This window comes from Streptomyces sp. NPDC090088, from assembly GCF_044747345.1.
Taxonomy (GTDB): domain Bacteria; phylum Actinomycetota; class Actinomycetes; order Streptomycetales; family Streptomycetaceae; genus Streptomyces.
This window is the reverse complement of the sequence record NZ_JBIVDZ010000002.1, coordinates 1,161,629-1,176,418: the sequence shown is the minus strand read 5'-3', so window position 1 is coordinate 1,176,418 and position 14,790 is coordinate 1,161,629. Positions and strand designations below refer to the sequence as shown.

The window sequence follows — 14,790 nt, the reverse complement described above, 5'->3', positions numbered from 1 at the left end:
GACATGCCCCGCCGCCAACGCCGTTCCCGCCGGCTCGCCGCCGACCTCGGGCTGCTGATCGTGGCCGCCGCCTTCGTGCTCCCGCTCGCCTGGGTGCTGCTCTCCGCCGTCGATCCGCACGCCGGTCTGCGGGTCCGGATCCCGGACGGGTTCACCTTCGCCAACTTCGACGCGATCCTCACCCCGGACATCACCTACACCCCGCTGCTCAACAGCCTGGTCCTGTGCGGGGGCGCCACCGCGCTCACCGTGGTCTGCGCCGCCCTCGCCGCCTACCCGCTCTCCCGCTACCGGTCCCGGCTCAACCGCCCGTTCCTGCTGTCCATCCTCTTCGCCACGAGTCTGCCCATCACCGCGATCATGGTGCCGGTGTACGCGCTGTTCGTACGGATCAACCTCATCGACACCATGCAGGGCACCATCCTGTTCTTCGCCGCCTCCCAACTCCCCTTCGCCATCTGGCTGATGAAGAACTTCATGGACGGCGTACCGAAGGAGCTGGAGGAGGCCGCCTGGACGGACGGCGCCAACTCCGCCCAGTCACTGGTGCGGATCGTGCTGCCGCTCATGGGACCCGGGCTCGCCGTCGTCACCGTCTTCGCCTTCGTGATGATGTGGGGCAACTTCTTCGTCCCGTTCATGCTGCTGCTCTCGCCGGACCAGATGCCCGCCTCCGTCAGCATCAACGACTTCTTCGGCAACCGTGGCATGGTCGCCTACGGCCAGCTCGCCGCGTTCTCCGTCATCTACTCGACGCCGGTGATCCTGCTGTACGTGCTGGTCGCGCGGCGGCTGGGTGGCGGGTTCGCACTGGGCGGCGCCGTCAAGGGATGAACAGGTAAGCATCGCTCGTGAATCCGTACGCTCCCACAATCCGTGTTCCTGGCCGAACGGACCGTAGTCAATACCCTCGCGCACCCCTACCTTGTCGGCTGTGCGCCGACCCCCAGCTCTGCCGAACCAGCCAGGCCCCCCCTTCAACGCCCCCGCCGCCCGCAGATTCCGTGCGGCGCTCGGCATGGGGCCCGAGCACGTGGCGTACGACTTACAAGCCTCGTACGGCATGCCGTACGCCACCCCGGATCTCGTACTCGCCTGGGAGGGCGGGGAGTTGGTTCCCACCAGTCCCGAACTGACTGCCCTCGCGGGCGTGTTGTGGTGCACCCCGGGCGAACTGATCGGCCGCCCGCGGACCTTGCGCGAACACCGGATCGCCCGCGGCCTGGCCCCGGAGGACGTGGCGGCGGCCCTCGGTCTCGGTCTCCTCCCGTACCTGAAGCTGGAGGAGGACGAGGAGTGGCGGGGCACCGACCGCCTGACCGTCGCCCTGGCCGGTTTCCTCCGCCTCTCCCTGCCGGACGTCATCGCGCTCACGGGGAAGGAGGAGCAACTGGCGGAACTGCTGCGCGGCGCCGTCACCACCACCCGGCGGCAGCCCTACGTCCGGCAGGTCTGCAAGCTGATCCCCCTGGACAAGCGACTCATCGAACAGACACTCGGCGAGCTGCACGAGTCGTACCAGGCACAACTGGCGACAACGCTGTCATGGGGCGACTTCACCGCGACGAACCGGATACAGAAGCTGGGCGAGGACTTCCTGGCCGGCATCGTCATGCACTTCTGGAACACGGTGGAGAAGGGCACTTCCTGAACGCCCCCGGCTAAAGCGCCCCGCAAGGGGCGCGGGGCTGTATTCGATATGCGGCTCCGCCGCGTGGGCGCGAACAGCCCCCACTCACCCGCAGCCGAAAACGAACCGCAGCCTAGAAAACCGACTCCGCCTCGTCCATCCGGTCCTTCGGCACCGTCTTCAACTCGGTCACCGCCTCCGCGAGCGGCACCATCTCGATGTCCGTCCCCCGCAGCGCGGTCATCCTCCCGAAGTCACCCCGGTGCGCCGCCTCCACCGCGTGCCACCCGAACCGCGTCGCCAGCACCCGGTCGTACGCCGTGGGCGTGCCGCCCCGCTGGACGTGGCCGAGGATGACCGGCTTGGCCTCCTTGCCGAGCCGCCGCTCCAGCTCGTACGCCAGTGCCGTACCGATGCCCTGGAAGCGCTCGTGGCCGTACTGGTCGATCTCGCCCTTGCCGTAGTCCATCGTGCCCTCGCCGGGATGGGCGCCCTCCGCCACGCACACCACGGCGAACTTCTTGCCGCGGGAGAACCGCTCCTCGACCATCTTGACCAGGTCGGCGGGGTCGAAGGGCCGCTCGGGGAGGCAGATGCCGTGGGCGCCGGCGGCCATGCCGGACTCCAGGGCGATCCAGCCGGCGTGCCGGCCCATCACCTCGACGACCATCACCCGCTGGTGGGACTCTGCGGTGGTCTTGAGCCGGTCCATCGCCTCCGTGGCGACGCCCACCGCGGTGTCGAAGCCGAAGGTGCGGTCCGTGGAGGAGATGTCGTTGTCGATGGTCTTCGGGACGCCGACGACCGGCAGGCCCGCGTCGGACAGCATGCGGGCCGCCGTGAGCGTGCCCTCGCCGCCGATCGGGATCAGCGCGTCGATGCCGAACTCCTCGACCATGTCGGTGGCCCGGTCGCACGCCTCGCGCAGCCGGTCCCGCTCCAGTCGCGACGAGCCGAGGATCGTGCCGCCGAGGGCCAGGATGCCGCTGACGGCGTCCAGGTCGAGGGTGCGGTAGTGGCCGTCGAGCAGACCCCGGAACCCGTCCTCGAAGCCGATGACCTCGTCGCCGTACTGCGCGACAGCGCGGTGTACCACCGATCGGATGACGGCGTTCAGGCCGGGGCAGTCGCCGCCTGCGGTGAGAACTCCGATGCGCATGGTTGGTGTGTCTCCTGCTCGCTGTCGTTGCCGGTGAGCCGATCCGATTGTTTCATGCCACGCGGGGCGGTGAAATCCTGACGGGCGCCTTATCCGGCGTCGGGGGTATTGTCAAGAGGGTTCCGCTCACCCCGGTGGGCGATTTTTATGCGGCCGCACCAGGTACTACACAGAGCACCAGTACTACACAGAGACGGAGTGCACACGTGACGCGCAGCGTGTACGTGACCGGGATCGACCGCGGCGACGGCCGCCAGGTGGTCGAACTGGGCGTGATGGAGCTGCTGACCCGGCAGGTCGACCGGGTCGGTGTGTTCCGCCCCCTCGTCCACGACCGGCCCGACCGCCTGTTCGAGCTGCTGCGTGCGCGGTACCGCCTCGCCCAGGACCCGGCGACCGTCTACGGCCTGGACTACCACGAGGCGTCCGCTCTCCAGGCCGAGCGCGGCGCCGACGAACTGGTCTCCACCCTGGTCGACCGCTTCCACCTGGTGGCGCGGGACTACGACGTCGTCCTGGTCCTCGGCACCGACTACGCCGACACCCAGTTCCCGGACGAGCTCTCCCTCAACGCGCGGCTCGCCAACGAGTTCGGCGCCTCGGTGATCCCGGTGGTCGGCGGCCGCGACCAGAACACCGAGTCGGTGCTGGCGGAGACCCGCAACGCCTTCCGGGCGTACGACGGCCTCGGCTGCGACGTGCTGGCGATGGTCGCCAACCGGGTCGCCCGCGAGGACCGCGACGAGATCGCCGAGCGGATCGAGGGGCGGCTGCCGGTGCCGGTGTACGTGCTGCCGGACGAACCCGCGCTGTCCGCGCCGACGGTCGCCCAGATCAGCCACGCGCTCGACGCGAAGGTGCTGCTCGGCGACGACTCGGGGCTCGCCCGGGACGTCCTGGACTTCGTGTTCGGCGGGGCGATGCTGCCGAACTTCCTGCCCGCCCTGACCCCCGGCTGCCTGGTCGTCACCCCGGGCGACCGCGCCGACCTGGTCGTCGGCTCGCTGGCCGCGCACAGCGCCGGCACCCCGCCGATAGCCGGCGTGCTGCTCACCCTCGACGAGCGGCCCAGCGACGAGATCCTCACCCTCGCCGCCCGCCTCGCCCCGGGCACCCCGGTCCTCTCGGTGGCCGGCAACAGCTTCCCGACCGCGGGTCGGCTGTTCTCCCTGGAGGGCAAGCTGAACGCGGCCACCCCGCGCAAGGCGGAGACCGCGCTCGGCCTGTTCGAGCGGTACGTCGACACCGCCGGCCTCAACAAGCGGGTCTCGGCGCCGAGCAGCGGCCGGCTCACCCCGATGATGTTCGAGCACAAGCTGCTGGAACAGGCGCGTTCCGACAAGCGGCGGGTGGTGCTGCCGGAGGGGACCGAGGCGCGGGTGCTGCACGCGGCGGAGGTGCTGCTGCGCCGGGGGGTATGTGACATCACACTGCTCGGCCCCGTCGACCAGATCCGCAAGAAGGCCGCCGACCTCGGCATCGACCTCGCCGACGCCCAGCTGATCGACCCGGCCACCTCCCCCCTGCGCGACACCTTCGCCGAGCAGTACGCCCTGCTCCGCGCCCACAAGGGCGTGACCGTGGAGCTGGCCTACGACGTGGTCTCGGACGTCAACTACTTCGGCACGCTCATGGTCCAGGAGGGGCTCGCGGACGGCATGGTCTCCGGGTCCGTGCATTCGACGGCGGCGACGATCCGCCCGGCCTTCGAGATCATCAAGACCAAGCCGGGGTCCTCGATCGTCTCCTCGGTGTTCTTCATGTGCCTCGCCGACAAGGTGCTGGTCTACGGCGACTGCGCGGTGAACCCGGACCCGGACGCCGAGCAGCTCGCCGACATCGCCGTCCAGTCGGCCGGTACCGCCGCCCAGTTCGGGGTGGAGCCGCGGATCGCGATGCTGTCGTACTCGACGGGTACGTCCGGTTCGGGCGTCGACGTCGACAAGGTGCGGGAGGCGACCGAGCTGGCGCGCTCGCGCAGGCCCGACCTGAAGATCGAGGGGCCCATCCAGTACGACGCGGCCGTGGAGCCGAGCGTGGCCGCCACCAAGCTGCCGGGTTCCGAGGTCGCCGGGCAGGCCAGTGTGCTGATCTTCCCGGACCTCAACACCGGCAACAACACGTACAAGGCCGTGCAGCGGTCGGCCGGCGCGATCGCGGTCGGGCCGGTGCTGCAGGGGCTGCGCAAGCCCGTCAACGACCTGTCCCGGGGCGCTCTCGTCCAGGACATCGTCAACACCGTCGCCATCACGGCGATCCAGGCCCAGAACCCCAGCGAGAAGGCGTCCGAGCAGTGAGCCGCACCCGTGTCCTCGTCCTCAACTCCGGCTCCTCGTCGGTGAAGTACCAGCTGCTGGACATGCGGGACAGCAGCCGGCTGGCGGTGGGTCTGGTCGAGCGGATCGGCGAGCAGGCCTCCCGGCTGAAGCACTCCTGCCTCACCACCGGTGGGACCCGCGAGCTGAACGGGCCGATCGCCGATCACGAGGCGGCCCTGAAGACCGTGGCGGAGGAGCTGGCGAAGGACGGGCTCGGGCTCGACTCGCCGGAGCTGGCCGCGATCGGGCACCGGGTGGTGCACGGCGGGATGTTCTTCACCGAGCCGACCGTGATCGACGACGAGGTGCTCGCCGAGATCGAGCGGCTGATCCCGGTCGCCCCGCTGCACAACCCGGCCAACCTGACCGGTATCCGCACCGCGCGGGCACTGCGTCCGGACCTGCCGCAGGTGGCCGTCTTCGACACGGCGTTCCACACGACGATGCCGGAGTCCGCGGCCCGTTACGCGATCGACCCGAAGATCGCCGACCGGCACCGCATCCGCCGCTACGGCTTCCACGGCACCTCGCACGCGTACGTCTCGCGGGAGACCGCGCGGCTGCTGGGGAAGGCACCGGAAGAGGTGAACGTCATCGTGCTGCATCTGGGCAACGGGGCGTCCGCCTCGGCGGTGGCGGGCGGGAAGTGCGTGGACACCTCCATGGGGCTGACGCCTTTGGAGGGACTGGTGATGGGAACCCGTTCCGGTGATCTGGATCCGGCCGTCATTTTCCATTTGGCGCGAGTTGGCGGAATGTCCATGGACGAGATCGACACTCTTCTCAACAAGAGGAGTGGTTTGTTCGGTCTGTGCGGTGACAACGACATGCGGGAGATCCGGCGCCGGATCGACGAGGGTGACGAAGAGGCGGGGCTCGCCTTCGACATCTACATTCACCGCTTGAAGAAGTACATCGGTGCGTACTGCGCCGTCCTCGGCCGGGTGGACGCGGTGGCCTTCACGGCGGGGGTCGGCGAGAACGCGGCCCCGGTGCGGGAGGCGGCCGTGGCGGGTCTGGAGGGGCTGGGGCTCGCCGTCGACCCGGAGCGGAACGCGGTGCGCGCGGACGGGGCGCGGCTGATCTCGCCGGCGGGGGCACGGGTCGCGGTCGCGGTGGTGCCGACGGACGAGGAACTGGAGATCGCCACCCAGACGTACGCACTGGTCGGAAATAACAGCTGAGCAGCTTAACGCCCATTTGTATCTTCCACCAGACGGAATATTCCGTAGCGAAACAAACCGATAGGATCGCCCCATGCGCCGTTCGAAAATCGTCTGTACTCTCGGCCCCGCGGTCGACACCCACGAGATGCTCGTCTCCATGATCGAGGCCGGCATGAACGTGGCCCGGTTCAATTTCAGCCACGGCACGCACGCCGAGCACCAGGGGCGGTACGACCGCGTCCGGGCCGCCTCCAAGGAGACCGGCCGTGCCATCGGGGTCCTCGCCGACCTGCAGGGCCCGAAGATCCGTCTGGAGACCTTCGCCGAGGGACCGGTGGAGCTGGAGCGCGGTGACGAGTTCGTCATCACGACCGAGGACGTCCCGGGCGACAAGACCATCTGCGGTACGACCTACAAGGGCCTGCCGGGCGACGTCTCGCGCGGCGACCAGATCCTGATCAACGACGGCAACGTCGAGCTGAAGGTCCTGGACGTCGAGGGCCCGCGGGTGAAGACGATCGTCATCGAGGGCGGTGTCGTCTCCGACCACAAGGGCATCAACCTGCCCGGCGCGGCCGTCAACGTGCCCGCGCTGAGCGACAAGGACATCGAGGACCTGCGGTTCGCGCTGCGCATGGGCTGCGACATGGTCGCGCTGTCCTTCGTGCGGGACGCCAAGGACGTCAACGACGTCCACCGGGTGATGGACGAGGAGGGCCGCCGGGTCCCCGTCATCGCCAAGGTGGAGAAGCCGCAGGCGGTCGAGAACATGGAGGGCGTCGTGCTGGCGTTCGACGCCGTGATGGTCGCGCGTGGTGACCTCGCCGTCGAGTACCCGCTCGAAAAGGTCCCCATGGTGCAGAAGCGCCTGATCGAGCTGTGCCGCCGCAACGCCAAGCCGGTGATCGTGGCGACCCAGATGATGGAGTCGATGATCACCAACTCGCGCCCGACCCGCGCCGAGGCCTCCGACGTGGCCAACGCGATCCTGGACGGCGCCGACGCGGTCATGCTGTCCGCCGAGTCGAGCGTGGGCGCGTACCCGGTCGAGACCGTGAAGACGATGTCGAAGATCGTCGCCGCGGCCGAGCAGGAGCTGCTGAGCAAGGGCCTGCAGCCGCTGGTGCCGGGCAAGAAGCCGCGTACGCAGGGTGGTTCGGTCGCGCGTGCCGCGTGCGAGATCGCGGACTTCCTGGGCGGCCGGGGCCTGGTGGCCTTCACCCAGTCCGGTGACACCGCCCGCCGGCTGTCGCGCTACCGCGCCCAGCAGCCGATCATCGCCTTCACCACCGACGAGAACACCCGCAACCAGCTCACCCTCAGCTGGGGCGTGGAGTCGCACGTGGTCCCGCTGGTGAACAGCACGGACGCCATGGTGGACATGGTGGACATGGAGCTCGCCAAGATCAACCGCTTCAACCCGGGCGACACCGTGATCATCACGGCCGGTTCGCCCCCCGGTGTCTCCGGCACCACCAACATGCTCCGCGTCCACCACATCGGCGGCACCGCCGGCAACTGACGCACCCGCGAAGGCTCTTGTACGGCGCTGAGGGCGCCCCCTGCGACAGGGGGCGCCCTCAGGTGTTGCGCGGCTCCCGAACGGGCTTGTGGGTGCGCTCAGTCGGTCGTGTACACGTGCATCCCGGGCACGTGCAGGGTGCCACCGAACTGGCCGGCCTGGACGACCTTCACGTTGGTGAAGTAGATCAGCGGGATGTTCAGCGGCGGCGGGTTGTCCGGGTCGAACGTGATCGGGATCAGACCGAACAGGTTGCCGGAGATGGACTCCGTGTACATCACCGTGTCGCCGTCGCGGATGGTCGACGTCGAACCGGAGGCGGCCTGGACGTGGTACGTCTTGCCGGACAGCGAGTCCTTCACCGTCTGGTGCAGGTCGCCGATGTCGGTGCCGCCCGAGATGACGTACTTCAGCACCTTCTTCTTCTCACCGCTGGCCGTCTTCACCTCGACCACACCCTGGTAGTCGGCGCTCTTCAGCAGCAGCGAGCTGGCGCTCAGGTACCAGGGGTCGTCCGCCACCGGCACCTTGTTGTCGACGCCGCTCTCGTCGTCGGTGGCGACCGGGCAGTCGTCGGCCGACGAACTCGCGCTCGCGGAGGCGCTCGGCGAGGCGGTGTCCGTGGCGGCGTCCGCGGCCGCCTTGGTGGCGTCGTCGGCCGCCTTGGTCGCCGTGTCGGTGGTGTCCTTCACGGTGTCCGTGACCGTCTTGGCCGCTTCGGAGACGGTGTCCTTGGCGGTGCCGGACGTGCCGCTGTCCTTGCTCGACGAGGAGTCCGAGGACGACGAGTCCGAGGTCGCCGAGGGCGAGGGGGTCGCACTCTCGGTGGCCGTCGAGCTCGACGAGGTGGACGTCGTCGTGCCGCCGCTGAGGATGCCGGAGATCGCGTCGCCGATCGAGTCCAGCAGTCCGCCACCGCTGCTGCTGCTCTCGGAGGCGGACGGCGACGGGCTCGCCGTGCTGCCCGAGTCCGAGGAGCCGGACGAACCCGACGAGTCCGAGGAGCCGGACGTCGAGGACGACTTGGACGCGGACGGCGTCGGCGTGGCCGCGTCGTCGGAACCTGAATCCGAGGACGAGGACGTGTCCGAGGAGGACGTGGAGTCCTTCTTGTCGTCCGACGCCGTGGCGGACGGCGTCGCCGAGTCCGTGGCGTCGTCGCTCGCGCTCGCCGAGGCGGAGGGCGAGGAGGACTCCAGCGCGGAGACACAGTCCTTGTACTCGTCGGCCGTGAGGCTCTTCGAGGTCGGCGACGACGTGTTGTTGCTGTCGGCGAGGGCGAGCGTCGATGTGAAGCCCATGCCCATGAGCACGGCCGTCGGCATCGCCACGGTGGCTATCGCCTTGCCCGCCGGCATGTGGAACCTGGTGAACAGCGGCTTCTTTGGTGCCGCGTGGCGCGGCCCGGTTCTCACACGGGACTCGTCCACCCCAGTCCCGTGGGTCACCTCGTCAGCCGGCACTGTGCCTCCCGTTCGCCCCGTCCAGCGGGCTCGTTCCTGACAGGTCATTCGCCTCGTCCACGCCGTCCGCACCCGTGAAGTAGGTGACCTCGTCGGGGGTGTCGCTCCCGGCCGGGGGGACGTCGCCCTCCGGCTGCGGCTGCGGGGGGACACCCGGCGACCAGGCCACCGCCATCGCTCCGCCGACCAGGGCGAACAGGAAGCCCACGACGAAGCCGCCGAAGTTGGACACGGGCAGGGACACCAGCGCGAGCAGGATCGCGGCGACTCCCGCGAAGGTCCGTACGTGCTTCTGGAACCAGAGGCTGATGCCCAGGACGACGAGCAGCACACCGATGATCAGGGATCCGGCACCCGCGGTGGTCGACATCGCGATCGTGAGATGACCGAGCTGGAGATGCGCGTACGGGAAGTACATGATCGGAAGGCCACTGAGCAAGACGAAGAGACCGGCCCAGAACGGACGCGTTCCCCGCCAGTCACGGAACTGCTGCCTCCGGTGGCTGAACTGACCGGGTGCGGCGGCAGGGGTCTCGGCGCTCATGGAAAACAGCTCCCTGGTGCGGTGTTGCTGTGGTGGTGATGTGTACCGCGCGTGAAGCACGCCCGGAGTGTGGACGGGCGGGGGTCCGTAAGGCCCCCCGCCCGTTCATTGAGTGCTCAGTAGCACTCGTGCGTTCCGGTCGACACCGACATGTGCAGACCGCTCAGCTTGAAGGTTCCGGCGGTGGTGGCCCACGCCGTCTGCTTCACGTTGGTCAGCGTGGCCGAGTCGGCCTGCTGCGAGAAGCCGTACGGGTTGGCCTGCTCGCTGCCACCCTTCATGCCCGGACCCTTGCTGGCGTCCTTGGCGGCCACACCGATGTCGATGTTCGTGAACGTCGCGTCGGCGCTCAGGTCGTCGAGGTCGATGTAGAGGTTCGACGCCTCGACCGGGGCGTCGGCACCGGCCTTCAGCGTGAGGCTGACCGAACCCAGAATCGGGATGTTCGGCGTGACCACGGACTGGCACATGTTCTGGATCTTCGCGCTCTTGAACGCGGAGACAGCGACGGGGTGAACCGTCTTGTCGCCGCTGAGCGTGTAGCCCGAGTCAAGAGCTCCGTACTGCTCGAAGCCCGTGCCGTCGAGCCGGTCCGCGGTCACCTTGAACGACTGACCGGAAACGCTGAACGACGCGGCGAGAGCGCCCTGCGCGAGGGCGACACCTATACACGCCGTGGCGGCGACGCTGGGCACCATGACCACAGCGAACCGCTTCCATCTGGTCCCGCCACGCACCTGGGACTCCATATTTCCTCCTTCTCGGACGTACATCTCCTGGCCCGGACTTGCCCCCAACGGCGGCTCAACCGGGCAGGGATGGGAGAAGTGCTACGTCCTCGGAAGGGGAGCGCCCGAGCTCACAGGCGCGAACCGCACCTCGATCACCGGCGATCACCCCCGAGCGACAACCACTGGTCGCGCCTGACACGCATCACGCACAACCTTGCTGGACAGGCTTCGCCTCAGGCGAAGACCCCCCTGCCCAAGAGCCGGCGCCACTGCCGCCGACTCTGCTCGGTGGGGACCCAGATGAACCCGCGGGCCCGACTGGTTGTTGGGGTACGGGAATGGACCGAGCGTCGCCGATCGTGGTGCATTCTCGCCGCCCGCACAAGGGGCTTCGTTACTGGGTAGTAACGGGCGGATAACCGAAGGACGACCCGCTGGTCTCGGAGAGCGACTCTGGGTGGCTTCGAGGGGGAGAACAAAACTGTTGATCCGTGGACGGAACCAGACAGATCAACGCCCCTGATTTACTGCGAGTAACAGCGGCCGCGATTACCAAGATTTGGTAAAGAGCGGCCGCCGTGACACCTCGTCGGCAAATCTTTCACTCGGGCATCACAGGACGTGACGTTTAGCGACTGGTCAGAACAGCGCCCGCGCCAGCGCCCGGCGCGCCCCCACGACCCGGGGATCGTCGGTGCCGACGACCTCGAAGAGCTCAAGGAGCCGCCGCCGTACGGCGTCCCGGTCGTCCCCGGCCGTCCGCTGCACGGTCTCGATCAACCGCCCGAAGGCGTCCTCGACATGCCCGCCCACCAGATCCAGGTCGGCGGCCGCGATCTGCGCCTCGGCGTCGCCCGGCTTGCCGGCCGCGTCCTCGCGCACCCGCTGCGGGTCCATCCCCTGCACCCGCTTGAGCAGCTCGGCCTGGGCGAGCCCCAGCTTGGCCTCGCTGTTGGCCGGGTCGTCGCTCAGCACGTTCTGGTACGCCTGGACCGCACCGCCGAAGTCACCCGCGTCCAGCGCCTGGACGGCGGCCTCCAGGAGGGCGTCGTACGGACCGGCCGGGATCGCGGTCTCGGCCGGGGCGGCACCCGGCTGCGCGTCCGGGTCGACGACCAGCCCGGTCAGCCCGAAGCGCTCCTCGGCGACCTGGATCAACTGGTCGAGGGTGCCGCGGATCTGCTCCTCGCCGGCCGCCCCCTGGAAGAGCGGCAGGGCCTGCCCGGCGACGACGGCGAACACCGCGGGGATCCCCTGGATCCCGAACTGCTGCATCAGCATCTGGTTGGCGTCGACATCGATCTTGGCCAGCAGGATGCGGCCGTTGTACTCGACGGTGAGTCGCTCCAGGACCGGGCTCAGCTGCTTGCAGGGCTGACACCACTCGGCCCAGAAGTCGATGACGACGGGGACTTCGGCGGACCGCTGCAGGACATCGCGCTCGAAGCCGGCTTCGTCGACGTCGATGACCAGATCGGCCGGGGAGACGGCGCCGGCACCACCCTGCCGGGCCGTTTCGGCGCGCGTCTGCTCGGCCTTGGCCTTGGCCTCCTGGGCCGCCTTCACCGCGGCGAGGTCGACGACGCCGCTCATGGACATGTTCCGTGGCTGCATGCGTCTATCCTCCCCCGTTCCCGCGTGTGTGTGAAAAGCGTTGTGAAAGACAGTTCCGCTGTGCGCTTTCTGCGGCGCCGGGTCCCCACCCCACGCCTCATGGTCGTCGCCCGTGCGGTCACCCACGAGCTTTCGCTACGACCCGTAGCGTAATCCCTTCGCGGGTCCCGGCGACACCACATTCCGGTGATCTCCCTCACGGCATCACATGAACCGCCGGTTATGGTCGTGGAATGCAGAGCCGCACCCCCGCCAGCCGTACCGGACGCCCGCGCAGCGCCGCCGCGGACGCGGCCATCCTGGCGGCGACCCGCCAGGCGCTGGTCGAACTGGGCTGGTCCAAGCTCACGCTGGGGGACGTGGCGACCCGCGCCGGGGTGGCGAAGACGACGCTCTACCGCCGCTGGGCCGGCAAGAACGAACTGGTCGTCGACGCGGTCGCGGAGCTGTTCGACGAGCTCGAACTCCCCGACCGCGGCAGCCTGGCGAACGACATCGAGGGCGTGGTGCTCCAGTTCGCGGCGATCCTGGACCGCCCGGAGGCCAAGAGCGGGCTGATGGCGGCGGTGGCCGAGTCGACCCGGGACGAGGCGCTGCGGGAACGTATCCGCGCCTCGATCGTGGACCGTCAGAAGCGGCTGGTGGTGGAGGGCCGCGAGCGGGCCCAGCGGCGCGGCGAACTCCCCGAGCAGCCCGACCCGTGCGAGGCGGACCGCACGGCGGACCTCATCTTCGACCTGGTGGCGGGCTCGGTGGTGCACCGCGCGCTGGTGAGCGGCAAGCCGGCGGACGAGGAGTGGGTGCACAGCCTGACGCGGATCCTGCTGCTGGGCCTGGCGGGCGCGGCGGGCGACGCCGAAGCCCGCTGAGGCGCGCTCGGGCCTGAGGGGGTCAGAACCCGGCCGGTTCCGTGTACACCCCCCACTCGTCGCGCAGCACCCCGCAGATCTCGCCCAGGGTCGCCTCGGCGCGTACGGCGTCCAGCATCGGCTCGATCATGTTGGCCCCGGAGCGGGCGGCGCCCAGCATCGCGTCCAGGGCGGCGCGCACCGCACCCTCGTCGCGCGCGGACTTCCGCTCTCCCAGCACCCGCACCTGCTCCCGCTCCACCTCGTGCGAGACGCGCAGGATCTCCAGGTCTCCGGTGACGGACCCGGTGTGGACGTTCACGCCCACCACCCGCTTGTCGCCCTTCTCCAGCGCCCGCTGGTACCGGAACGCGGACTCGGCGATCTCGCCGGTGAACCAGCCGTCCTCGATGCCCCGCAGGATCCCGGAGGTGACCGGCCCGATCGGGTGCCGTCCGTCGGGGTGGGCGCGCAGTCCGCGCTCCTTGATCTGCTCGAAGATCTTCTCCGCGTCGGCCTCGATCCGGTCGGTGAGCTGCTCGACGTACCAGGAACCGCCCAGCGGGTCCGCCACGTTGGCGACCCCGGTCTCCTCCATCAGCACCTGCTGGGTGCGCAGCGCGATCTCCGCGGCCTGTTCGCTCGGCAGCGCCAGCGTCTCGTCGAGCGCGTTGGTGTGCAGCGAGTTGGTCCCGCCGAGCACGGCGGCGAGGGCCTCCACCGCCGTACGCACCACGTTGTTGTACGGCTGCTGGGCGGTCAGCGAGACCCCCGCGGTCTGGGTGTGGAAGCGCAGCCACTGCGACTTGTCCGACCGCGCCCCGTACACGTCCCGCATCCACCGGGCCCAGATCCGGCGCGCGGCGCGGAACTTGGCGATCTCCTCGAAGAAGTCGACGTGCGCGTCGAAGAAGAAGGAGAGGCCGGGTGCGAGGACATCGACGTCGAGCCCGCGGCTGAGCCCCAGTTCGACGTACCCGAAGCCGTCCGCGAGGGTGTACGCCAGCTCCTGCGCGGCCGTGGCCCCGGCCTCGCGGATGTGGTAGCCGGACACGGACAGCGGCTTGTAGGCGGGGATGCCGGCCGCGCAGTACTCCATCAGGTCGCCGATGAGCCGCAGGTGCGGCTCGGGCTGGAAGAGCCACTCCTTCTGGGCGATGTACTCCTTGAAGATGTCGGTCTGGAGCGTGCCGTTGAGCACCGCCGGATCGACGCCCTGCCGCTCGGCGGCGACCAGGTACATGCAGAAGACCGGCACCGCCGGACCGCTGATCGTCATCGACGTCGTGACGTCGCCCAGCGGGATGTCCTTGAACAGGACCTCCATGTCGGCGGCGGAGTCGACGGCCACCCCGCAGTGCCCCACCTCACCGAGCGAGCGCGGATCGTCCGAGTCCCGCCCCATGAGCGTCGGCATGTCGAACGCCACGGACAGCCCGCCGCCGCCGTTGGCGAGAATCATCTTGTAGCGCTCGTTCGTCTGCTCGGCGTTCCCGAACCCCGCGAACTGCCGGATCGTCCAGGTCCGCCCCCGGTACCCCGTCGGATAAAGCCCCCGCGTGAACGGGTACTCCCCCGGCCACCCGATCCGCTCGAACCCCTTGTACACGTCCCCGTCCCGGGGCCCGTACACCGGCTCCACCACATCCCCGGAGAGCGTCGAAAAGTCCGCGCCCCGCGCACGAGCCGCGTCAAACCGGGCCTGCCAGCGTCGGCGGCCCTCCTCGATGGCGTCAGCGTCCATACCATCGAATTTACTAGGACGTCCAAGTAAATGTCGACGAAGAACCGCCGT

12 protein-coding genes are annotated in these 14,790 nt (G+C 69.2%); 6 read left to right on the top strand and 6 right to left on the bottom strand.

Annotated features, from left to right (window positions below):
* The first annotated feature begins 3 nt into the window (after positions 1-3).
* Together ACIPSJ_RS14110 and ACIPSJ_RS14105 are read left to right on the top strand one after the other, a co-directional pair.
* On the top strand, positions 4-834 hold the full coding sequence (locus tag ACIPSJ_RS14110; RefSeq protein WP_359224271.1) for a carbohydrate ABC transporter permease: 831 nt from the start codon (positions 4-6) through the stop codon (positions 832-834).
* A gap of 100 nt (positions 835-934) precedes the next feature.
* The gene (locus ACIPSJ_RS14105) at positions 935-1,651 is read left to right on the top strand and encodes an XRE family transcriptional regulator (protein WP_401345736.1); all 717 of its coding nucleotides are present in this window, start codon (positions 935-937) and stop codon (positions 1,649-1,651) included.
* 112 nt (positions 1,652-1,763) lie between these two features.
* Here ACIPSJ_RS14105 and ACIPSJ_RS14100 read toward each other — a convergent pair whose 3' ends face one another.
* Positions 1,764-2,789 carry an ATP-dependent 6-phosphofructokinase gene (locus ACIPSJ_RS14100; RefSeq protein WP_355727397.1) on the bottom strand — a complete coding sequence of 342 codons (1,026 nt, stop codon included), beginning with the start codon at positions 2,787-2,789 and terminating at the stop codon, positions 1,764-1,766.
* Positions 2,790-2,995: 206 nt separating this feature from the next.
* Between ACIPSJ_RS14100 and pta the strand changes: the two genes are divergently transcribed.
* The 3 genes from pta (at position 2,996) to pyk (ending at position 7,795) form a co-directional block, all read left to right on the top strand.
* On the top strand, positions 2,996-5,086 hold the full coding sequence (gene pta, locus ACIPSJ_RS14095) for a phosphate acetyltransferase (protein ID WP_401345734.1): 2,091 nt from the start codon (positions 2,996-2,998) through the stop codon (positions 5,084-5,086).
* Positions 5,083-6,291, top strand: coding sequence for an acetate kinase (locus ACIPSJ_RS14090; protein WP_401345732.1), 1,209 nt, complete (start codon positions 5,083-5,085; stop codon positions 6,289-6,291). The genes pta and ACIPSJ_RS14090 overlap by 4 nt, the downstream gene beginning before the upstream one ends.
* Positions 6,292-6,364: 73 nt before the next feature.
* Positions 6,365-7,795, top strand: coding sequence for a pyruvate kinase (gene pyk, locus ACIPSJ_RS14085; RefSeq protein ID WP_359224263.1), 1,431 nt, complete (start codon positions 6,365-6,367; stop codon positions 7,793-7,795).
* Between the two features lie 98 nt (positions 7,796-7,893).
* On the opposite strand, the gene ACIPSJ_RS14080 is transcribed toward pyk, so the two are convergent.
* From ACIPSJ_RS14080 to ACIPSJ_RS14065, 4 genes are all read right to left on the bottom strand, one after another.
* Positions 7,894-9,258, bottom strand: coding sequence for a hypothetical protein (locus ACIPSJ_RS14080; RefSeq protein WP_401345730.1), 1,365 nt, complete (start codon positions 9,256-9,258; stop codon positions 7,894-7,896).
* Positions 9,248-9,802: a DUF6114 domain-containing protein gene (locus tag ACIPSJ_RS14075; protein WP_359224259.1), complete on the bottom strand. Its 555-nt coding sequence runs from the start codon at positions 9,800-9,802 to the stop codon at positions 9,248-9,250. Before ACIPSJ_RS14075 ends, ACIPSJ_RS14080 begins: the two co-directional genes overlap by 11 nt.
* A gap of 116 nt (positions 9,803-9,918) precedes the next feature.
* Positions 9,919-10,551, bottom strand: a complete 633-nt coding sequence (locus ACIPSJ_RS14070) for a DUF6230 family protein (protein ID WP_355727408.1) — start codon at positions 10,549-10,551, stop codon at positions 9,919-9,921.
* Positions 10,552-11,172: 621 nt separating this feature from the next.
* Positions 11,173-12,147, bottom strand: a complete 975-nt coding sequence (locus tag ACIPSJ_RS14065; protein ID WP_359224257.1) for a tetratricopeptide repeat protein — start codon at positions 12,145-12,147, stop codon at positions 11,173-11,175.
* 233 nt (positions 12,148-12,380) lie between these two features.
* Here ACIPSJ_RS14065 and ACIPSJ_RS14060 point away from each other — a divergent pair, with 233 nt between their 5' ends.
* Positions 12,381-13,016: a TetR/AcrR family transcriptional regulator gene (locus ACIPSJ_RS14060; RefSeq protein ID WP_359224256.1), complete on the top strand. Its 636-nt coding sequence runs from the start codon at positions 12,381-12,383 to the stop codon at positions 13,014-13,016.
* A gap of 22 nt (positions 13,017-13,038) precedes the next feature.
* Here the strand turns inward: ACIPSJ_RS14060 and ACIPSJ_RS14055 are convergent, their stop codons facing one another.
* On the bottom strand, positions 13,039-14,739 hold the full coding sequence (locus ACIPSJ_RS14055; protein ID WP_401345727.1) for a methylmalonyl-CoA mutase: 1,701 nt from the start codon (positions 14,737-14,739) through the stop codon (positions 13,039-13,041).
* Positions 14,740-14,790: the final 51 nt, after the last annotated feature.

What these genes read in the sequence shown, in the direction of transcription:
- ACIPSJ_RS14055 (WP_401345727.1), bottom strand. Translation starts at nt 14,739, where the DNA reads ATGGACGCTGACGCCATCGAGGAGGGCCGCCGACGCTGGCAGGCCCGG.
- ACIPSJ_RS14065 (WP_359224257.1), bottom strand. Translation starts at nt 12,147, where the DNA reads ATGCAGCCACGGAACATGTCCATGAGCGGCGTCGTCGACCTCGCCGCG.
- ACIPSJ_RS14110 (WP_359224271.1), top strand. Translation starts at nt 4, where the DNA reads ATGCCCCGCCGCCAACGCCGTTCCCGCCGGCTCGCCGCCGACCTCGGG.
- ACIPSJ_RS14070 (WP_355727408.1), bottom strand. Translation starts at nt 10,551, where the DNA reads ATGGAGTCCCAGGTGCGTGGCGGGACCAGATGGAAGCGGTTCGCTGTG.
- ACIPSJ_RS14100 (WP_355727397.1), bottom strand. Translation starts at nt 2,789, where the DNA reads ATGCGCATCGGAGTTCTCACCGCAGGCGGCGACTGCCCCGGCCTGAAC.
- ACIPSJ_RS14060 (WP_359224256.1), top strand. Translation starts at nt 12,381, where the DNA reads ATGCAGAGCCGCACCCCCGCCAGCCGTACCGGACGCCCGCGCAGCGCC.
- pyk (WP_359224263.1), top strand. Translation starts at nt 6,365, where the DNA reads ATGCGCCGTTCGAAAATCGTCTGTACTCTCGGCCCCGCGGTCGACACC.
- ACIPSJ_RS14075 (WP_359224259.1), bottom strand. Translation starts at nt 9,802, where the DNA reads ATGAGCGCCGAGACCCCTGCCGCCGCACCCGGTCAGTTCAGCCACCGG.